The sequence below is a fragment of the Dactylosporangium sp. CA-092794 genome (genome assembly GCF_050948465.1).
Classification (GTDB): Bacteria; Actinomycetota; Actinomycetes; order Mycobacteriales; family Micromonosporaceae; genus Dactylosporangium.
In genome coordinates, this window is sequence record NZ_CP192044.1 from 7,762,249 (window position 1) to 7,780,739 (window position 18,491).

The following is an 18,491-nucleotide window of genomic DNA, read 5'->3' on the forward strand; positions in this document are numbered from 1 at the left end:
CGGTCAGGCACCGGCGGTCACGGGCTCGCCGCGGGCCTCGGCCGAGGCGGCGCGGACGTCGGCGGCGACCTCGCCCAGCACGCGGCGGACCCGGCCGAGCGCGGCCCGGTCGTCCGGGCGGGCCGACAGGGTGCGCAGGTCGGGCCGCAGGCCGGTGAGGGCGTCCACCCAGTCCAGCTCGCGCCGGCGGTGGAAGCGGCGGATCGCCAGCAGCGGCGCGGCCGCCTCGCGCAGGGCGGCGATGTGCCGCTCGGCCGGTCCGAGGTCGCCCGCCGACAGGCCGTCCCGGATCGCGCGGAGCGCCTCGGCGGTGCGCTTGCGCAGCACGGCGCCGGTGCGGATCGGGGCGAGCAGCGTCGCCGGCAGGATCGCGCAGAGCGCGCCGGCCACGACGCCCAGCAAGCGCAGCGCGAGCAGCGGCAGCGCGTCGGTGGCGCCCGTGCCGAGCAGCGAGTACAGCAGGGCCAGCGCCGCCGTCACGCTCGCGGCCCACCAGGCGTAGGCGTACTGGCGCAGATAGAAGCCTGCCGCGAGTACCACCAACAAGAGCACGACCGCCAGGGGACGGCGGTCGCCGATGGCGAAGGCGACGGCCGTCGCGACCAGGGTGCCGCCGAGCGCGCCGAGGGTCCGGTGGGCGCCGCGCAGCAGGGCCTCGCCGCGCGAACGGGCGGCCGCGCCCACCGTGTAGGCGCTGATCACCAGCCACGGCCAGTGCTCGCCGAAGAACGCCTGGCCGGCCGCGAAGGCCAGGGTGAGGGCGAGCGCCGACTGCACGCCCCGCCACACGTGGATCCGGGGCGCCGCCGTGCTCGGCGGTTCCTCTGCCGCGGTGGTACCGGGCATCAGCCGGGCGAGCAGCACATACGCCTCGGCCACGAACACCGCCAGCGTCGCCCACGCCAGGGTCCGTAGCGGATGGCCGGTCGGGTCGATCGGGGCGATGAGCATGCCGATCAGCGGCAGGACCAGGGCCCGGCCGAACCGCCCGGCGGCCGGGCCGAGCGCCCGGGCGGCGGTGGCGCCGGCGACCGCGACGACGAAGAACGCGTCGCCGTAGGCGTGCCCGGCGTGGAACAGCACCGCGAACACGGCGACGACCACCGCGCCGACCGGCACCAGCAGCAGCCGCCACGGGCTGTGCCGCTGCGCCGAGCGGCCGGCCATCAGGCTGACCGCGGCACCCAGCACCACGATGCCGACGCCGGTGTGCGCGGCGCCGCCGATCGGCGCGAGGGTGACGACGGTGGCGAGCACGGGCGCGAACCCGGCGACCGCCGGCCAGATATTACGCACCTGCTGAATATCTCAGCGGGGTACCGTGAGCGTCAAGCTCCTTCGACCTCGCTCCGACAGGGCACCGTGGAACCCGATCCGGATCTCAGCGCCGCCCGCGCGGTGCGCCGAGCCACCCAGCGGCTCTCCCGCCGGCTACAACTGCAGCGCGCGGCCGAGGGGCTGAGCCTCACGAAGATCAGCATGCTGGGGCACCTGGCCCGCCGGGGCCCGTTGACGGCCGGCGCGCTCGCCGCGGCCGACCGGCTGCAGCCGCAGTCGGTGACCCGGGTGCTGGCCGACCTCGAGACCGACGGGTACATCACCCGCCTGCAGAACCCGGCCGACAAGCGCCAGCGGGTGTTTTCGATCAGCGACCCGGGACGGGCCGCGCTGGCCGCCGACATGCGGGTGCGCGACGAGTGGCTCGCCGGGGTCATGCACGACGAGGTGAGCGCGGACGAGCGCGACGTGCTGCTGCGCGCCGCCGCGATCCTGTCCCGCCTCGCCGACCTGGACTGACGCTCCCGCTACTCGGCGGGGAACGCGGCCGCCTCCGCACCGATCGTGGTGTCCGGGCCGTGGCCGGTGTGCACGACGGTCTCCGCCGGCAGGGTCAGCAGCCGCGCCCGGATCGAGCGCAGGATCGTCGGCCGGTCCGAGAACGATCGACCGGTCGCGCCCGGCCCGCCCTCGAACAGCGTGTCCCCGGAGAACAGCGCGCCCAGCGCCGGCGCGTGCAGGCACACCGCGCCCGGGCTGTGGCCGGGAGTGTGTAGCACCGTCAATGCGATACCCGCTACGGTGAGCGCCTGGCCGTCGGCAAGGTGCGTGTCCGGTTCGAGAGCGGGGTGCTTCATGTGCCACAGCGGCAGGTCGTCGGGGTGCAGCAGGATCGGCGCGCCGGTGCGCAGCGCCACCTCGGGCGCGGCATCGATGTGGTCGTCATGACCGTGGGTACACACGATCGCGACGGCGCGGCGGTGGCCCAGGGCGTGCAGGATCGCCCCGGCGTCGTGAGCGGCGTCGATGACGAGCGCCTCCTCGTCGTCCCCGACGAGCCACACGTTGTTGTCGACGTCAAAGGTCTCGCCGTCGAGCGAGAACGTGCCCGACGTGACCAGCCGCTCGATGCGCACCATGAGGGCAAAGCCTATGCGGTACCGTCCGGCCGCGCGCCGGGGCGCCCCGCACTCCGCGACGACGTGCAGGCCGGGCCGTATTCGTACCGCGTCCTGCGCCCGGCCTACCCGCTGACCGGCGCCGTGCTCACCCGCGCCGGGGAGTTGCGCGTGCCCCGCCGCACCGCGCTGCGGATGCTGGCCCTGGCCGAGCTGGCCGGGGACCGCACCCTGGTCGCGTTCCCGCTGCGCGACCCGGCCGGCATCCCCTACGACCTCGTGCTCGCCGACGAGTCCCTGCGCTTCCCGGCCGAGCGCTGGTCCGACATCCGGCAGCGGCTCGGCGCCGGCCACCCGGAGCGCCACCTCCCGCAGGCACTGGCCGCCGGCCCGCCGCCGCGCCGCGCCCCGCAGCCACGGCCCGCGGCGACCCGGCACGCCCTGATCGTGCCGCTCGACGCCCACCGCACCGACCTGGCCCGCCTCCGCCGCGGCGAGCTCGACCTGGGCCACCTGCGGGTTTCCCTGACCGGCTGAGGCCGGGACCGGACGGGGCGGACAGCGGCGGCCCGTTCCGGCATGATGTCCGGCGTGATTCGCCTCTATGGACTGCTGTTCCTCATCGACCTCGTCATGCTGCTGGTCGCGCTGATCGACTGCCTGTCGACCGACGAGCACCAGGTGCGGAACGTGCCGAAGCTCGCCTGGGTGTTCATCATCCTGCTGTTCTCGCCGGTCGGCTGGATCGCCTGGTTCGTGGCCGGCCGCCCGCAGCAGGCCGGCGCGGGCGTCCGGCCGGGCGCGCAGTGGCGGCCGGGCGCGGGCTTCCCGGAGGACCAGCGCCCACAGCCACGGCAGCGGCCCTTGGCCCCGGACGACGACCCGGCGTTCCTGCGCGACCTCGCCCGCAACCGCCAGGCGGACGAGGAGATGTTCGCCAAGTGGGAGGCCGACCTGCGCCGCCGCGAGGACGAACTCCGCAAGCGCGACGAGCCCAAGGACCAGTAGGCCGCGTTTCTCGCGCCCCGGCGCGGCCAGCACCGGTCGGCGCCCGCCGCCGCGGGACCCCGCGCCGCCAGTGTCGCGCGGCCCGGCACGGCCCGGCGCGGCCCGGCCCGGCACGGCCCGGCGCGGCCCGGCACGGCCCGGCACGGCCCGGCGCGGCCCGGCGCGGCCCGGCTCGGCGCGGCCCGGCTCGGCGCGGCCCGGCGCGGCGCGGCCCGGCTCGGCGCGGCCCGGCGCGGCGCGGCCCGGCGCGGCGCGGCCCGGCGCGGCGCGGCCCGGCGCGGCGCGGCCCGGCGCGGCGCGGCCCGGCGCGGCGCGGCCCGGCGCGGCCCGGCTCGGCGCGGCGCGGCTCGGCGCGGCGCGGCTCGGCGCGGCGCGGCGCGGTGCGGTGCTGAACGGCGCGGCCCGGCGGCGCGGGCGCGGAGTGGTGGTGGGCGGTTACAGCAGGGCGAGTGCGGCGTCGCGGGCGGTGGTGCTCGCCGGGAGCAGTGGCAGGCGGACCGCCGGGGTCGGGATGCGGCCCTGCGCGTGCAGGACGGCCTTGATGACCGAGGGGTTCGGCTCGGCGAACAGGGCCGCCGACAGCCGCGCCAGGCCGGCGCCGAGGCGGCGGGCCGTGGCCGGGTCGCCGCGCCGCCACGCCCCGAGCAGCGCCACGTAGTCCGCGGTGGCCACGTGCGCCGAGGCCAGGATGCCGCCGGCCGCGCCCAGGGCAAGCAGCGGTGCGATCACCGCGTCGTCGCCGCCGAGGATCGCGAAGCCTGCCGGCGCGGCGGCCAGCAGTGCGACGGTGTCGGCGGAGACCGGGCCGTCGGCGAGCTTCATGCCCACCACGTTCGGGATCGCCGCCAGCTCCAGCAGCGCCGGCACGGACAGGGCCTGACCCGTGCGGTACGGGACGTGGTACGCGACGACCGGCACCGGCGACGCCGCGGCGACCGCCCGGAAGTGGGCCAGCACGCCGGCCTCGCCCGGGCGGGTGTAGGGCGGGACGACCACCATCGCCGTCACCCCCGGCGGCAGGGCGGCGACCTCGGCCGCGCAGGCCGCGGTCGCGCTGCCGCCGACGCCGACCAGCAGCGGCGCGCCGAGCCCGCGGCAGACCTCGATCACCTCCGCCCGCTCGGCCGGGCCGAGCGTCGCCGGCTCGCCGGTGGTGCCGAGCGCGACCAGACCGGCCGCGCCCGCGGCGAGCACCGACTCGGCCAGCGATCGCAGCGCCACGGTGTCCACGGCGCCGGCCCGGTCGAACGGGGTCACCAGCGGAACGTAAATGCCTTCCATGCCAACAGCCTCGGCGGTACCGAGCGCCAGGTCCAGTTCACGATCACACCGTCGAGCGTAAGCTGTGCTGATGCTCGACGTCCGGCGGCTGCGCCTGCTGCGCGACCTGGCCCAGCACGGCACGATCGCGGCGGTCGCGGCCGCGCACACCTACACGCCCTCGGCGGTGTCGCAGCAGCTCGCCGCCCTGGAGCGGGAGGCCGGCGTGGCGCTGCTCGCGCGCACCGGCCGGCGCGTGACGCTCACCCCGGCCGGCCGCACGCTCGTCGCGCACGCCGAGGAGGTGCTCGCCGCCCTGGAGCGGGCCGGCGCCGCGCTCGCCGCCACCCGCGAGGGCCTGTCCGGCCCGCTGCGCATCGGTGCCTTCCCGACCGCGATGCGCACCCTGCTGCCGCCCGCCCTGGTCGCGCTCGCCGAGGCCCACCCGGCGCTCGAGCTCACCGTCCACGAGCTGGACCCGGCGGCGGTACCGCCCCTGCTGCGCGACGGCACCCTCGACGTGGCCCTGGTGCACGACTACGACCTCGTCCCGATCGAGCCCGACCCGGCCCTGCACACCGCGCCCCTGCTCGACGAGACGATCTTCATCGCGGCCACCGGCCCGCGGGGCCTCGCGCAGTGCCGCGACGACCCGTGGATCCTCGCCAGCCCCGGCACGCTGTGCCACACGATGACCGAGCGGGCCTGCGAGGCGGCCGGCTTCGCCCCGCGCGTGCGCCACCACGCGGACGACTTCGTCACCGTGCTGACCTTCGTCGCCGCCGGCCAGGGCGTGGCCCTGGTCCCGGAGCTCGCGGCCGCCGACCCGCCGCCCGGCGTGGTCCTCACCCCGCTGGACTTTCGCCGCCGCACCCGCCTTGCCTACCGCGCGGGAGCGGCCCACCACCCCGCCGTCGCCGCCTTCGCCGCCGCCCTCTCCCCCGTTCCCTGACCGCACTCGCCTCGCCCACCGCGCGGGCACGGCCCGCCACCCCGCCGTCCGCTCTCCCTTCTCTGACCGCACCCGCCTCGCCTACCACGCGGGAGCGGCCCACCACCCCGCCGTCGCCGCCGTCCGCTCTCCCTTCTCTGACCGCACCCGCCTCGGCCACCGCGCGGGCGCGGCCGACCGCGGGGCCGTCCGTCCGCCGCGGCCGTCTTGCGGATCCGGTGGGCGGCACGCCGGATATTGCGGCTCGGCATCGCGCGGCCGCCGCGGTCGCGGGCGATCCAGCGGCTCGAGCGGCTGGGGGTGGCGCCGCTGAAGCGCACCAACCGCTGCGCGCGACGCGCGCGGTGAGGGGCGGGCGCTACAGGCGGGTGGCGGTGTGGATGAAGTGGGCGAGGGGGCGGGAGCGGCTGTGCGGGGGCCAGGCGATCACCGTGGTCACCGGCGGGGCGTCCACCACCGGGACGGCGGCCAGGTCGCCGCGCAGGTGGGCCCGGCACGACTCCGGCAAGACCGCCACCGCCCGGCCGAGGGCAATCAGCTGGTACAGCTGGGCGTTCTCGTGCACCTCCGGGCCGGGGCCCTCGGGATACGTGCCGTCGCGGTCGGGCCAGCGCGGCATCGGCAGGCCGGGCAGGTCGGCGAGGTCGGCCAGGCGCAGGTGGGACCGGGTGGTGAGCGGGTGCCCGGCGGGCAGGATCGCGACCTGCCCCTCCGTGCTCAGCTCCTCGGCGTCGAACCCGGCCGTCGAGTCGAACGGCAGGTGCAGCAGCGCCACGTCGGCGCGGCCGTCGCGCAGCAGGCGCTCCTGCTGGGCGACGCCGCACAGGACCACGTCGACGGTGACCGCGCCGGGCTCGGCGGCGTAGGCGTCCAGCAGCTTCGGCAGCAGTTCGCCCGAGGCACCGGCCTTCGCGACGAGGACCAGGCCGGCCGCCCCGCCATCGGCCCGGGCGGCGCGGCGGGTGCGCCGGTCGGCGGCGTCCATCGCATCCAGGGCCGCGCGACCTTCCCGCAGCAGCACCTCCCCCGCCTCGGTCAGCGCGACCGCCCGGCTGGTGCGCTCCAGCAGCGCCACCCCCAGCCGCCGCTCGAGCCCCTGGATCGCCCGCGACAGCGGCGGCTGCGCGATGCCGAGCCGTTGGGCCGCCCGGCCGAAGTGCAGCTCCTCGGCGACGGCGACGAAATACCGCAGCTCCCGCGTCTCCATGCCGCCCACGGTACCGCCGCGAAAACCGGATCGATACCGGACGGGTATCGCCGGCCACCCAACGGGTGTTGGAGGGCGCGGCCGGGCGCGGACAGGATCGAAACCATGAGCGAGACGACAATTGCGCTGGTCACCGGCGCGAACAAGGGCATCGGATACGAGATCGCGGCCGGGCTGGGCGCGCTCGGCTGGAAGGTGGGAGTCGGCGCCCGGGACGACGCGCGCCGCGAGGCCGCCGTAGAGAAGCTGCGCGCGGCGGGTGTCGACGCTTTCGGGGTACCGCTCGATGTCACCGACGACGCGAGCGTGACCGCCGCCGCCGAGCTGATCGAAGGGCAGGCCGGCCGCCTCGACGTGCTGGTCAACAACGCCGGCGTGACGGGCGGCGGGTCGCAGCTGCCGACCCGGGCCGACCTCGGGGCGGTGCGCACGGCGGTGGAGACGAACGTGATCGGCGTCATCCGGGTCACCAACGCGATGCTGCCGCTGCTGCGCCGCTCGGCGTCGCCGCGGATCGTGAACATGTCCAGCAGCGTCGGGTCCCTCACCCGGCAAAGCGACGGCGGCGCGGCCCAGACCACGGGCCCGATCTCGATCGCCTATTCGCCGTCGAAGACGTTCCTCAACGCGGTCACCGTGCAGTACGCCAGGGAATTGCACGACACGAACATCCTCATCAACGCCGGATGCCCCGGTTACTGCGCGACCGACCTGAACGGCTTCCACGGCGTGCGCACCCCCGAGCAGGGCGCGGCCATCGCGATCCGGCTCGCGACCCTGCCCGGCGACGGCCCGACCGGCGGGTTCTTCGAGGACGCCGGCACGGTGCCCTGGTAGCGGCGGCTCACGTCCCGGCCAGCCGGTCCCGCAGCCACAGGATCAGCACCTCGGCCTGGGCCTGCTGGAACCGGCGCAGGGTCGGCAGGCCCGGGGGCGGCGGCTGCAGGGCCCGCTCGGCGAAGAACCCGGCCAGGCCGGCCAGGCAGCCGGTCACGGCGTCCGGGTCGGCGTCGACGACCGCGTCGTCGATCCGGCCGCCGTACAGCCGCACGTTGAGCAACAGGGACAGCGTGTCGAACCAGGCGGGGCCCACGCACGCGTGCGGCCAGTCGACCACCGACACCGAGCCGTCGGCGCGGATGACCAGGTTGTCGGCGCGTATGTCGCCGTGCACCAGGCGGTCGCCCGCGAGCGCCGCCAGCCCCCGGTCGGCGAGGCCGGCGAGCAGGTCGAGGCGCCCGGCCGCCCACGGGTCGAGCGAGGCCGGCGGCGCGGCCGCGAGCCGGCGCCAGCCGCCGAAGTCCTCGGCGGAGCCCTCCCGCAGCGACGGCAGCCCCGCGATCGGCACGGCCACCTCGCGCAGCGTGCCGAGCACGGCGGTCAGGTCGGCGGACTCCCAGGGGGTGCGGGGCAGCCGCCCCACCACATCCTCGAAGACCAGGGCCACCCAGTCTCCGTCATCGTGTACTCCGAGCAGGCGCGGCGCCGGCACGCCCGCCGGCAGCAGGGCGGCGATCCGGGCCTCGGCCCGGTGCATGACCGGGCTGTGCTCGTTGAGCGCCGCCCCGACAGCCTTGACGAACGCCCGCCGCCCGCCGGCGGTGACCACACGGTCGGCCGTGCCGGGCGAGAACCCGCCCGGCTGCGAGACCGCCCCGACCACCGGCTCCCCCAGGAGACCCTCGATCCCCTCGCGCACGGAACCGGGCAAATCCGCCCAACCGATCCGTACCCCCGAAGCTTGAACCATCGGCCGATCGTCGCTGTGCGCCACACGTTCGGTCCACCGGTTTCCCCCCAGTCGGAAACTCGACACGCCATCGGTCTGCGCCGATCCGACCGCCCTGAACAGGTCAAACGCCGTTCGGGGCGCATCGTGCGGGCGCGCCGGCGCAACCGGCCCGAAACACTGTGACGGGTGGCACGTTCGGGGGATTCCCTACGGCGATACAGACCGTAACGTCGGAGACATCGCACTTTGCAGGCAACCGAGGGGGAACACTCCATGAGCGACATCGACACCGGCGACAGCTACGGCGACGCGGGCCACGACGTCGACTACGGCCACTACGCCGAGGGCCAGGAGCACAACGCCCTCGACCAGCTGCACCAGGACCACGGGTCCGAGGCCGACTACAACAACCAGTACGGCGTGTACGAGCAGGACCACCACGCGGCGGAGTCCACCGACTTCTCGCAGGGCCACCACGTCGAGTACGACCAGCCGGCCGCGGTGCACTACGAGTCGGACGACTTCACCAACTACAGCCACGACGCGACCTCCGACGACCACGTCTTCGCGGCCGAGGGCTCGGAGAACTCGCACCAGGCCGAGTTCGACAACCTCGACGCGCTCGAGCAGCGCTTCGACGCCGCCTTCGCCGAGGGCACCGAGGTCCACGGCGGCGAGGGCCAGCTCGGCGTCGCCGACCGCTGACTCCCAGCCCCCACCGGCGGCGGCCCCTTGCCGCCGCCGGTGTAGCCGCCCGGCTACACTGAGCATCGCGTTTTTCGGCGTGTGGTAGTGTGCTGAAGCTGTCCGGCGGCACCACCTCTGGCGACGGGCACGGAAATCTTGCGGTGCGCCGCCTTCACCCGCGACCCATCGGGCGGCAACCCGGCCGGCGTCGTCCTCGACGCGACGGGCCTCTACGCCGAGCGCGCCGGCGTGCTCCGCCTCACCGCGTCGGTCGGCGAGATCGCGGTCGCCACCGAGACCGTGACGGACGCCGCGATCACGACGGACAGCGGGCTCACAGCGGGCGCCGAGATGCCGGTCGGCGCCGGGGTCGCGCGCCCCTCGGCCAGATTGCGTCCGGCGGTCCGATCGGCGTTCGCACCGGGATCGCGGCCGGCGGTCCGATCGGGCCCCACGGCCAGAGCGAATCCGGCGGCCGGGACGGGGCCGGCGGCCAGGGCGGGGTCGGCGCGGGGACCGCGGACGGCGGGAGCGGGGTGGACGGCGCGATCGCGGGTGGCGCCGACGCCGTTGGGCAGCGGCTGAGCGCCACGCTGCGCAGCGTTGCGCCGGCGTCGCGGGCGATCGGTGACGACGTGCTTGGGCGGCTGTTGAGTGCGCTGCGGTATCGGCCCGAGGAGCTTGACGCGGCGCTGCCGGTGCGGGCTGCGTACGCCGGGGCGTGGCACCCGATCGTCGCCGTCGCCAGCCGCGAGCGGCTCGCGCGGCTCGACTACGACGAGGCGGCGCTGGGTGATCTCATGGCCGGGCAGGGGTGGACCACGGTCGACCTGGTGTGGCGGGAGAGCGAGACTGTCTTCCACGCGCGCAACCCGTTCCCGCCCGGTGGGGTCTACGAGGACCCGGCGACGGGGGCGGCCGCGGCGGCGCTCGGTGGGTACCTGCGTGAGCTCGGCGCCGTGCGGGTGCCGGTGACGTTGCCGATTCATCAGGGGCACGGCATGGGGCGGCCCAGCCTGCTGCGGGTCGGTCTCGAGGCCGGCCCGAGCGCCTGCGTCGCCGTCGCTGGCACCGCTGTCCGAATCGGACCCTACGGCTCGATATAGCCGGAAATATCCCACAATAATGCGCGATGGCGGGCGAATCCGGTCGGAACGGATGCCGTCGATCAGCGCGAGCTGCTTACGGTCTGTCACACGACGGGACGCTCCGGCGCTGAGCCGGGCCGGCGGGAACCGCAGCGCTGCTGCCGATCATGGTGAGTGCCACCTCGGGCACCCGCTGCGACCGGAAGTCTCCGTGATCATGAAGAACACGCCACCGACACCAACGGTTTCTCATGATCACGGAAGGAACGTGTACACCTGGGTACCACAAGTCTCCACGATCACGGCGAAGGGGCGATCGGCTGCGGCGACACGCATGATCACGGAAACATCGCGTCCACGTCGGCGCCCACTCGCCGCGCTGCCGCTGCCAACGCCGCCGCAAGAGTCGTGATAAGTCGGGATTGGCCGAATCCGGCGCCGGAACGAAATGCGACGGGCGGCAAGAGCGAAGAGCGTTGGCCGATGCGGAGCCGCGGGAAGGGCTGAACTTTCCGCGGGCATCGGCCAACGCTCACGTGGCGCGGGGACAGGCGGCGTCCCCGGCGCAGCGGCTCAGCAGCTGGAGGCGAACCCGATCACCGCGACCGAGTTGCACGAGTAGTTGAACGGTGCCTGGAGCGTGAACGACGACTGGTTGCCGTTGCCGATGCCGACGTTGTAGCCGGTGTTCCAGTCGCCGCCGTTGTTGGCCGCGTACGCGCCGCCGCCGTTGCCGTTGTCGTAGCCGTTCGCGTTGGCGCCGCCGTTCTTCTTGTGCTTCTTGTGCTTGACGCCGTTGCTGGCCCCGTAGCCGTTGGCGCCGCCGGAGCCGTTGGAGTAGCCGGCGCCGCTGAAGGCGCCGCCGCTGCCGTTGTAAGCGAACGCGCCGCCGTTGCAGTTCGCGCTGGCGAAACCGATGATCGCCAGGGAGTTGCCGCAGATGTTCACCGGCGTCTGGATGGTGGTCGAGCTCTGGTTCCCGTTGAAGAAACCGACGTTGGGACCACTGTCCCAGTCCGCGTGGGCCGCGGTGCCGGTGAGCGCGAGGCCACCCATTGCCAGCGCTGCGACCTGCACCGACCGGATGAGCCAGCGTTTCATGATGACGACCTTTCGACGAGTGATCGACGGGGAACGTCCGTCGCGCCCTCCACCTAACCCGAAATGCGAGCCCTGGACGGATATTTCGTGAAATCACGTCACGCAATGCACCCGTACGGTGACATAACGTAGCTGCCGGTACACTCGAGATCGATGACCAGTTGGTATGAGTCCCACATCGACCGGCAGATCCGCGAGGCCCAGGAGCGCGGCGAGTTCGACGACCTGCCCGGCGCCGGCCGGCCGCTGCCCGACCACGGCGAGCTCTACGACGAAGACTGGTGGATCAAGGACCTGGCCCGCCGCGAGCGGCTTCCCGGCGGCATCCCGCCCACGCTCCGCCTGCGCCGCGAGGTCGAGGACTTCCCGGAGGCGCTGCCGAAGTTCAAGAGCGAGGCGGCGGTACGCCGGGCCGTCGCGGACCTCAACGCCCGCATCGAGCGCGCCAAGCGCGGCCTGATCGAGGGCCCCAGCACCATCCTGCGCCCGCTGAACCCCGACGAGGCCGTCGAAGCCTGGCGCAACCGCACCTAGAAACCATTGACACGGGGGCACGCGGGCGCATAACTTTCCCAGCACTGTTAGTCAATCTGCCTATTAGTTGGGTGGGGAAGCGGTGGCCGTCGGCGGGTCCTCCAAGCTGCTCAAGGCGCTCAATGAAGCGGCGGCGCTCGGGCACCTGCTCGACCACGGTGAGCTGACGCGGGCCGAGCTGCGGCGGCTCACCGGGCTGTCCAAGCCGACCGTGTCGGAGGCGATCCGCCGGCTGGCCGAGGCCGATCTCGTGGTCGGCGTCGGGCACGAGACGGGGCGGCCCGGGCCCAACGCGGAGGTGTACGCGGTCAATCCCGACGCGGCGTACGCGGTGGCGATGTCGGTGCGGGACCACGCGCCGGCACTGACCGCGGCGCTCTACGACCTGCGCGGTGTGCAGCGGGCCCGGCTCGAACGAGCCGTCGACTTCGCGGGCACCGATCCGGCGGCGGCGGTCGGCGCGGCGGTCGGGGCGCTGTGCACGGCGGCCGGGGCCCGGCGGGCGTCGGTCGCCCACGTGCAGCTGGCGGTGGCCGGGGCGTTCGACCCGCGGGACCGGGTCATCCACCACGTCGACGTGCCGGGGTGGAGCCGGGCCGGGCTGGTGGACGAGCTGGCCGCGAAGCTGCGGTGCGAGGTCGGCGTCGACAACGACGTCAACCTCGCGGCGCTGGCCGAGCGGGCCCACGGGGCGGCCGCCGGCGTCGACGGGTTCGCGCTGCTGTGGCTCGGCGACAGCGGGCTGGGCCTGGCCATCGACCTCGGCGGCGGTGCGCTGCTGCGCGGCGCGCGCGGCGGCGCGGGCGAGATCGGCTACATCCCGGTCGGCGACGGGGACTTCCACGACCTCGTCGGGCCGGACGCGGTGCGGGCCCTCACCGCCCGGTACCAAACCCGAAACGACCTGCTCCAGGAGCTCGCCGGGCGGATCGTGCTCGGGCTGGCGGCCGTGGTCGCGGTGCTCGACCCGCCGCTGGTCGTCATCGGTGGCGAGCTCGCCCGGGTCTACGGTGAGCCGCTCGGCGAGGCGGTCACCAAGGCCATGTCCCACGCCGCGCCGCTGGAGACGGCGATCGCGGTGAGCACCGTCGACGGCGACGCTCCCCTGCTGGGCGCGGGCGACGCGGCGGTGAACGCGGTGCGGGAGAGCCTCCTCGCCGCCCTGCGCAAGCCCACCCCCTGAAGTCCTAGCCCTCTGGAAGTGAGGACCCCGTGCGTCGCATCCTCGTGCTCGCCGCGGCCGTCGCGCTGACGGCCGCGTGTACCCCGGCGCCGAAGGACAAGCCGATCGCCGACGCCGGCGCGGAGGCGTCCGGCACCGTCGAGTTCTGGCACTTCTTCACCGACCGGGAGGCGGAGGCGATCGACTCGGTCGTCGCCGACTTCCAGGCCAGCCACCCGAAGATCAAGGTCGTGGTCAAGTCCGGCCAGGACGACTCGAAGATGACCCAGGCGATCGGCGGCGGGCAGGGCCCGGACGTCGGCCTGTCGTACTCCACGGACATCGTCGGGCAGTTCTGCTCGTCCGGCGCCTGGCTCGACCTCGCGCCGTATATCGCCCGCGACAAGGTGTCGATGGACGCGTTCCCGGCGACCGTCAAGCAGTACACCGAGTACAAGGGCAAGCGCTGCGCCATGCCGGTGCTCGCCGACGCCTACGGGCTCTACTACAACAAGCAGCTGTTCGCCGAGGCCGGCATCGCGAGCCCGCCGAAGACCCTCGACGAGTTCGCCGAGGACGCGAAGAAGCTCACCAAGCGCTCCGCCGACGGGACCATCGAAACGGCCGGGTTCCTGCCGCTGTTCGGCTTCTACGAGAACACGCCGTCGCACCTCGCCCCGATGGTCGGCGCGCAGTGGCTCAAGGCCGACGGCTCGTCGGCGATCGGCGGCGACCCGGGCTGGCCGCAGCTGCTGCAGTGGCAGAAGAGCCTGGTCGACTGGTTCGGCTACGACAAGCTGGAGGCGTTCCGGGCCGGGCTGGGCGACGAGTACTCCGACGCCAACGCCTTCCAGAAGGGCCAGGTCGCGATGGCGATCGACGGGGAGTACCGGATCGCCTTCGCCAAGGACCAGGCGCCCGGCCTGCAGTTCGGGGTCGCGCCGATGCCGGCGTCCACATCGGACCGTTACGGCTCCGGGTACGTGACGGGCAACGTGATCGGCATCTCCAGGACCGCCAAGAACCCGGAGGCGGCGTGGGAGCTCATCAAGTACCTCACCACCGACACGAAGGCGATCGTCAAGCTCGCCAACAGCCTGAAGAACATCCCGTCCACAAAGGACGCCCTGGCCTCGCCCGATCTCAAGCTCGACGCCGAGTTCAAGACGTTCATCGACATCTTCAACCACCCGAAGACCACGACCACGCCGCCGTCCTCGGCCGGCCCGGCCTACCAGGAGACGTTCCAGACGTTCTGCGACAGCTGGCAGAGCGGCAAGGCCGGTGACCTGCCGGGCGGCCTGGCGTCGGTCGACAAGCAGATCGACTCGCTGCTGCAGCTGGGCGGGTAGCGGTGCACCATCGGCTCCGCCACCGGCTGACCGTCGCCTCGTTCATGGCGCCGGCGGCGGTCGGCATCGTGGTGTTCTTCGGGTACCCGCTGGTGTCCGCGATCTACTTCTCGTTCACGAAGTTCGATCTGCTGACCGTGCCGCAGTGGGTGGGGCTGCGCAACTACCGGCACATGGCCGAGGACGCGCAGCTGGCCACGGCGGCGCGCAACACGCTGTGGTTCGTGGTCGTCATGGTGCCGGCCCGGATGCTCGGCGGGCTGGGCAGCGCCGTGCTGCTCACGAAGCTGCGCCGGGGTGCCGGGGTGTACCGCACGATCTTCTACCTGCCGGCGCTGGCCCCGCCGGTCGCCGCGACGCTGGCCTTCGTGTACCTGCTCAAGCCCGGCGTCGGCCCGGTGAACTCGGCGCTGTCGCACCTGGGCGTGGCCGGGCCGCTGTGGTTCAACTCCCCCGACTGGTCCAAGCCGTCGCTGGTACTGCTGGGGCTGTGGGGCGTCGGCGACGTCATGGTGCTCTACCTGGCCGCCCTGCTCGACGTGCCGGCCGCGCAGCTGGAGGCGGCCGCGCTGGACGGCGCCAACGCGTGGCAGCGATTCCGGCACGTGACCCTGCCACACATCCGGCCGGTCGTCGTGTTCACCGCGGTCATCGGGGTCATCACGACGCTGCAGTACTTCACCCAGGCCGCCGTCGCCGCGTCCGCCGCGAGTGGCCAGGCCACCACCGGCGCCGGCATCTCCACCACGTTCGGCTACCCGGAGGGCTCGACGTTCACCTATCCGCTGTGGCTGTACGTGGTCGGGTTCCGCTACCAGGCGCTCGGCTACGCCAACGCCCTGGCCGTCGTGCTGTTCGTGGTCGCGTTCGCGGTGTCGTTGCTGCTGCTGCGTCGTACCGTCAACCCGGAGAGCGCCGCGTGAACCCGAAACTGGTGTGGGTGGCCCGGCACAGCCTCGCGATCGCGCTGTGCCTGATGTTCGTCGCGCCGGTCGGCTTCCTGCTGCTGACCAGCTTCATGAGCGACGCGCAGGCGCTGACCGCCTCCTACTGGCCCTCGCCGTGGCACCCTGCGAACTATGCGGAGGTGTTCCGGCGCACGCCGATGCCGCGGTACCTCGCCAACACGGTCCTCTACGCGAGCCTGGCGACGCTGTTCATGCTGCTCTCCAGCGTGCCGGCCGCCTATGCCCTGGCCAAGCTGCGGTGGCGCGGCCGCGGCGCCGTCCTCGTGGTCATCGTCTGCATGATGATGATCCCGCCGCAGGTCACGACGGTGCCGCTGTACCTCATGTGGGCAAACTACGGCCTGACCGGCACCCTGTGGCCGCTGGTGCTGCCGATGCTGTTCGGCGACGCGTTCTCGATCTTCCTGCTGCGCCAGTTCCTGGTCACGATCCCGGGCGAGTACCTGGACGCGGCCCGGGTCGACGGCTGCGGCGAGTGGCGCACGCTGCTGCGCGTGGTGCTGCCGATGGCCCGGCCCGGCATCGCCGCCGCGGCGCTGTTCCAGTTCTTCTACGCCTGGAACGACTACTACGGGCCGCTGCTGTACACCAGCGAGAACGAGCGCAACTGGACGCTCTCGCTGGGCCTGGCCTCGTTCCGCACGCTGCACCATGTGCAATGGAACCTGGTGAGCGCGGCGACCATCGTGACCATGGTGCCGGTCGTCGCGCTGTTCTTCTTCGCGCAACGCGCCTTCGTGCAGGGCGTGACACTGACAGGAGTCAAGGGTTGAAAATCGCCGTCGTCGGGGGCGGGTCCACCTACACCCCGGAGCTCATCGACGGGTTCGCGCGGCTGGCGCCGTTCGCCTCGGAAATCGTGCTGCTGGACCCGGCCCGGGAACGGCTGTCCGTCGTGGGACAGTTCGCCGAGCGCGTCCTGCGCCACCACGGGAGCCCGGCGAAGCTGCGCTGGACCTCCGACGTCGGCGACGCCCTGGCCGGGGCGGCCACGGTGGTCATCCAGCTGCGCGTGGGCGGGCAGCGGGCCCGGATCAGCGACGAGACGTTCCCGCTCGCCTGCGGCTGCGTGGGCCAGGAGACGACCGGCGCCGGCGGCTTCGCCAAGGCCCTGCGCACGGTTCCCGTGGTGCTCGACATCGCCCGCCGGGCCGACCCGGGCGCGTGGATCGTCAACTTCACCAACCCGGTCGGCATCGTCACCCGGGCGCTGCTCGACGACGGCCACCGCGCCGCCGGCCTGTGCAACGTGGCCATTGGGTTCCAGCGGCGCTGGGCCGAGGCGCTGGGCGTGGACCCGGCCGCGGTCACCCTCGACCACGTCGGGCTGAACCACCTGACCTGGGAGCGGGCCGCCTACGTCGACGGCGTCGACCGGCTGCCGTGGCTGCTGGAGCGGGGCCTGGCGGAGATCGCCGCCGGCCTGCAGCTGCCGGCCGAGGTGATCGCGGCGCTCGGCTGCGTGCCGTCGTACTACCTGCGGTACTTCTACAGCCACGACGCCGTCGTCGCCGAGGAGCGCGGGCAGCCCACCCGCGGCGAGCAGGTCGCCGAGATCGAGCGGCGGTTGCTGCGGATGTACGCCGACCCGGCGCTGACCACCAAGCCCGACCTGCTCGGGCAGCGCGGCGGCGCGTTCTACTCCGAGGCGGCGGTCGGGCTGATCGCGTCGCTGCACCAGGACGACGGCGGCATCCACGCGGTCAACGTCCGCAACCGCGGGTTCCTGCCCTTCCTCGCCGACGACGCGGTCATCGAGGCCACCTGCCGGGTCGGCGCCGGCGGCGCCACGCCGCTGCCCGCCCCGCCGCTGCGCCCGGAGCTGGCCGGGCTGGTCGCCGCCGTGTCGGCCTACGAGGAGCTGGCCGTCGACGCCGCCCTGCGCGGCGGCCGCGACCGGGTCTACCGCGCGCTGCTGGCCCACCCGCTCGTCGGGCAGCACGACACGGCGGCCCGGCTGACCGACGACCTGCTGGCCGCCAACCGCGACCACCTGGCCTGGCTGTCGTGACGCTCCGGCTCTACGCCGCGGCCGACGGGGGCAACTCGAAGACCGACGTGGTCCTCGGCGACACCACCGGCCGCGTCCTGGCCCGGGTCACCGGCCCGACGACGTCGCCGCACGTGCTCGGCCTGCCCGCGGCCCTGGCCCAGATCGCCGGCCTGGTCGAGGCGGCCCGGGCGGCCGCCGCGCTGCCGGCCGCGGCCGAGCTGGCCCAGCTGTCGGTGTACGTGGCCGGCGCCGACCTGCCGGTCGAGGTGGAGCGGCTCAACGCCGGCGTGGCCGCGCTGGCGCTGGCCGGCGCCGCGACCGTCGACAACGACCTGTTCGCCCTGCTGCGCGCCGGCACCACCACCCCCGACGCGGTGGGCGTGGTGTGCGGCGCCGGGATCAACGCCGCCGGCCGCCGCGCCGACGGCGCCACGTCCCGGTTCCCCGCCCTGGGCCAGCTCTCCGGCGACTGGGGCGGCGGGCAGCACCTGGCCGCCCTGGCCCTCTACCACGCCTGCCGGGCCGAGGACGGCCGCGGGCCGGCCACCGCGCTCACCGGGGCGGTCCGCGCCCACTTCGGCCAGCCCACCGTGGAGGCGGTGAGCATCGGCCTGCACCTGGGCGAGCTGCCGACCGAGCGGCTGGACGAGCTCTGCGAGATCCTGTTCGCGGTCGCCGCCGCCGGGGACGACCTGGCCGGCCGGGTGATCCGCCGCCAGGCCGAGGAGATCGAGGCGCTGGTGCGGGTCTGCGCCGGGCGGCTGGACCTGCTCGACAAGCCCTACACCGTGGTCCTCGGCGGCGGCGTGCTGACCGCCCGCCACCCGCAGCTGCACGAGCCGGTGCTGGAGCGGATCGCGGCGCTGTCGCCGAAGGCGACCGTGACGGTGCTGTCGTCCCCGCCGGTGGCGGGCGCCGCGCTGCTGGCCCTGGACGCGCTGCACGGCGGTACCTGCCCGCCGGAGGTGGAGGCCGCGGTCCGCGCCGCGGTGTGAGGTGACTCTCAAACCTGGCCGATCGGTCAACATCTGACCGATCGGCCAGGCATGCT

The 18,491-nt window shown here is 74.2% G+C and carries 19 protein-coding genes and 1 pseudogene; 14 read left to right on the plus strand and 6 right to left on the minus strand.

Features of this window, described 5'->3' with window-relative positions; genetic code table 11:
• Positions 1–3 precede the first annotated feature (3 nt).
• Entirely contained in the window at positions 4–1,296 is a 1,293-nt protein-coding gene (locus tag ACQPXD_RS33090) for an FUSC family protein (RefSeq protein WP_432825262.1), read from the minus strand.
• Between the two features lie 66 nt (positions 1,297–1,362).
• Here ACQPXD_RS33090 and ACQPXD_RS33095 point away from each other — a divergent pair, with 66 nt between their 5' ends.
• Positions 1,363–1,797: a MarR family winged helix-turn-helix transcriptional regulator gene (locus ACQPXD_RS33095; RefSeq protein WP_432825263.1), complete on the plus strand. Its 435-nt coding sequence runs from the start codon at positions 1,363–1,365 to the stop codon at positions 1,795–1,797.
• 8 nt (positions 1,798–1,805) lie between these two features.
• Here ACQPXD_RS33095 and ACQPXD_RS33100 read toward each other — a convergent pair whose 3' ends face one another.
• Entirely contained in the window at positions 1,806–2,417 is a 612-nt protein-coding gene (locus ACQPXD_RS33100; protein ID WP_432825264.1) for an MBL fold metallo-hydrolase, read from the minus strand.
• Positions 2,418–2,480: 63 nt separating this feature from the next.
• Between ACQPXD_RS33100 and ACQPXD_RS33105 the strand changes: the two genes are divergently transcribed.
• Positions 2,481–2,933, plus strand: coding sequence for a hypothetical protein (locus ACQPXD_RS33105; protein WP_432825265.1), 453 nt, complete (start codon positions 2,481–2,483; stop codon positions 2,931–2,933).
• A gap of 54 nt (positions 2,934–2,987) precedes the next feature.
• Positions 2,988–3,404, plus strand: a complete 417-nt coding sequence (locus tag ACQPXD_RS33110) for a PLD nuclease N-terminal domain-containing protein (RefSeq protein ID WP_432825266.1) — start codon at positions 2,988–2,990, stop codon at positions 3,402–3,404.
• A 435-nt stretch (positions 3,405–3,839) separates the two neighbouring features.
• Here ACQPXD_RS33110 and ACQPXD_RS33115 read toward each other — a convergent pair whose 3' ends face one another.
• A complete protein-coding gene (locus tag ACQPXD_RS33115; protein ID WP_432825267.1) occupies positions 3,840–4,685 on the minus strand; it encodes a dihydrodipicolinate synthase family protein in 846 nt (281 codons plus the stop codon).
• 70 nt (positions 4,686–4,755) lie between these two features.
• Between ACQPXD_RS33115 and ACQPXD_RS33120 the strand changes: the two genes are divergently transcribed.
• Positions 4,756–5,616: a LysR family transcriptional regulator gene (locus ACQPXD_RS33120; protein ID WP_432825268.1), complete on the plus strand. Its 861-nt coding sequence runs from the start codon at positions 4,756–4,758 to the stop codon at positions 5,614–5,616.
• Positions 5,617–5,974: 358 nt separating this feature from the next.
• Here ACQPXD_RS33120 and ACQPXD_RS33125 read toward each other — a convergent pair whose 3' ends face one another.
• On the minus strand, positions 5,975–6,823 hold the full coding sequence (locus tag ACQPXD_RS33125) for a LysR family transcriptional regulator (protein ID WP_432825269.1): 849 nt from the start codon (positions 6,821–6,823) through the stop codon (positions 5,975–5,977).
• Between the two features lie 105 nt (positions 6,824–6,928).
• Between ACQPXD_RS33125 and ACQPXD_RS33130 the strand changes: the two genes are divergently transcribed.
• On the plus strand, positions 6,929–7,660 hold the full coding sequence (locus ACQPXD_RS33130; RefSeq protein ID WP_432825270.1) for an SDR family oxidoreductase: 732 nt from the start codon (positions 6,929–6,931) through the stop codon (positions 7,658–7,660).
• Between the two features lie 7 nt (positions 7,661–7,667).
• Here ACQPXD_RS33130 and ACQPXD_RS33135 read toward each other — a convergent pair whose 3' ends face one another.
• Positions 7,668–8,573, minus strand: a complete 906-nt coding sequence (locus ACQPXD_RS33135) for a phosphotransferase family protein (RefSeq protein ID WP_432825271.1) — start codon at positions 8,571–8,573, stop codon at positions 7,668–7,670.
• 255 nt (positions 8,574–8,828) lie between these two features.
• On the opposite strand from ACQPXD_RS33135, the gene ACQPXD_RS33140 reads away from it, so the two are divergent.
• Positions 8,829–9,260 (plus strand): hypothetical protein, encoded by a 432-nt coding sequence (locus ACQPXD_RS33140; protein ID WP_432825272.1) that lies wholly within the window; start codon positions 8,829–8,831, stop codon positions 9,258–9,260.
• A 117-nt stretch (positions 9,261–9,377) separates the two neighbouring features.
• Positions 9,378–10,348, plus strand: a pseudogene (locus ACQPXD_RS33145) (PhzF family phenazine biosynthesis protein).
• Between the two features lie 555 nt (positions 10,349–10,903).
• Here the strand turns inward: ACQPXD_RS33145 and ACQPXD_RS33150 are convergent.
• Positions 10,904–11,431 carry a chaplin family protein gene (locus tag ACQPXD_RS33150; RefSeq protein ID WP_432825273.1) on the minus strand — a complete coding sequence of 176 codons (528 nt, stop codon included), beginning with the start codon at positions 11,429–11,431 and terminating at the stop codon, positions 10,904–10,906.
• A gap of 153 nt (positions 11,432–11,584) precedes the next feature.
• Between ACQPXD_RS33150 and ACQPXD_RS33155 the strand changes: the two genes are divergently transcribed.
• The 7 genes from ACQPXD_RS33155 to ACQPXD_RS33185 all read left to right on the plus strand — a co-directional run bounded on the left by ACQPXD_RS33155 (position 11,585) and on the right by ACQPXD_RS33185 (position 18,435).
• Positions 11,585–11,965: a DUF1992 domain-containing protein gene (locus ACQPXD_RS33155; protein ID WP_432825274.1), complete on the plus strand. Its 381-nt coding sequence runs from the start codon at positions 11,585–11,587 to the stop codon at positions 11,963–11,965.
• A gap of 82 nt (positions 11,966–12,047) precedes the next feature.
• A complete protein-coding gene (locus tag ACQPXD_RS33160) occupies positions 12,048–13,148 on the plus strand; it encodes an ROK family transcriptional regulator (RefSeq protein WP_432825275.1) in 1,101 nt (366 codons plus the stop codon).
• 29 nt (positions 13,149–13,177) lie between these two features.
• Positions 13,178–14,479 (plus strand): ABC transporter substrate-binding protein, encoded by a 1,302-nt coding sequence (locus ACQPXD_RS33165; RefSeq protein WP_432825276.1) that lies wholly within the window; start codon positions 13,178–13,180, stop codon positions 14,477–14,479.
• A gap of 2 nt (positions 14,480–14,481) precedes the next feature.
• Positions 14,482–15,402: a carbohydrate ABC transporter permease gene (locus ACQPXD_RS33170; RefSeq protein WP_432825277.1), complete on the plus strand. Its 921-nt coding sequence runs from the start codon at positions 14,482–14,484 to the stop codon at positions 15,400–15,402.
• Positions 15,399–16,220, plus strand: coding sequence for a carbohydrate ABC transporter permease (locus tag ACQPXD_RS33175; RefSeq protein ID WP_432825278.1), 822 nt, complete (start codon positions 15,399–15,401; stop codon positions 16,218–16,220). Before ACQPXD_RS33170 ends, ACQPXD_RS33175 begins: the two co-directional genes overlap by 4 nt.
• Complete coding sequence (locus ACQPXD_RS33180; RefSeq protein WP_432825279.1) at positions 16,217–17,458, plus strand: 6-phospho-beta-glucosidase; 1,242 nt, start codon at positions 16,217–16,219, stop codon at positions 17,456–17,458. The genes ACQPXD_RS33175 and ACQPXD_RS33180 overlap by 4 nt, the downstream gene beginning before the upstream one ends.
• Positions 17,455–18,435 (plus strand): N-acetylglucosamine kinase, encoded by a 981-nt coding sequence (locus ACQPXD_RS33185; RefSeq protein ID WP_432825280.1) that lies wholly within the window; start codon positions 17,455–17,457, stop codon positions 18,433–18,435. Before ACQPXD_RS33180 ends, ACQPXD_RS33185 begins: the two co-directional genes overlap by 4 nt.
• Positions 18,436–18,491 lie beyond the last annotated feature (56 nt).

Bases quoted from the DNA above. Each gene is read 5' to 3' on its own strand.
- ACQPXD_RS33155 (WP_432825274.1), top strand. From the start codon at position 11,585: ATGACCAGTTGGTATGAGTCCCACATCGACCGGCAGATCCGCGAGGCC.
- ACQPXD_RS33100 (WP_432825264.1), bottom strand. From the start codon at position 2,417: ATGGTGCGCATCGAGCGGCTGGTCACGTCGGGCACGTTCTCGCTCGAC.
- ACQPXD_RS33135 (WP_432825271.1), bottom strand. From the start codon at position 8,573: ATGGTTCAAGCTTCGGGGGTACGGATCGGTTGGGCGGATTTGCCCGGT.
- ACQPXD_RS33150 (WP_432825273.1), bottom strand. From the start codon at position 11,431: ATGAAACGCTGGCTCATCCGGTCGGTGCAGGTCGCAGCGCTGGCAATG.
- ACQPXD_RS33130 (WP_432825270.1), top strand. From the start codon at position 6,929: ATGAGCGAGACGACAATTGCGCTGGTCACCGGCGCGAACAAGGGCATC.
- ACQPXD_RS33120 (WP_432825268.1), top strand. From the start codon at position 4,756: ATGCTCGACGTCCGGCGGCTGCGCCTGCTGCGCGACCTGGCCCAGCAC.
- ACQPXD_RS33140 (WP_432825272.1), top strand. From the start codon at position 8,829: ATGAGCGACATCGACACCGGCGACAGCTACGGCGACGCGGGCCACGAC.
- ACQPXD_RS33115 (WP_432825267.1), bottom strand. From the start codon at position 4,685: ATGGAAGGCATTTACGTTCCGCTGGTGACCCCGTTCGACCGGGCCGGC.
- ACQPXD_RS33125 (WP_432825269.1), bottom strand. From the start codon at position 6,823: ATGGAGACGCGGGAGCTGCGGTATTTCGTCGCCGTCGCCGAGGAGCTG.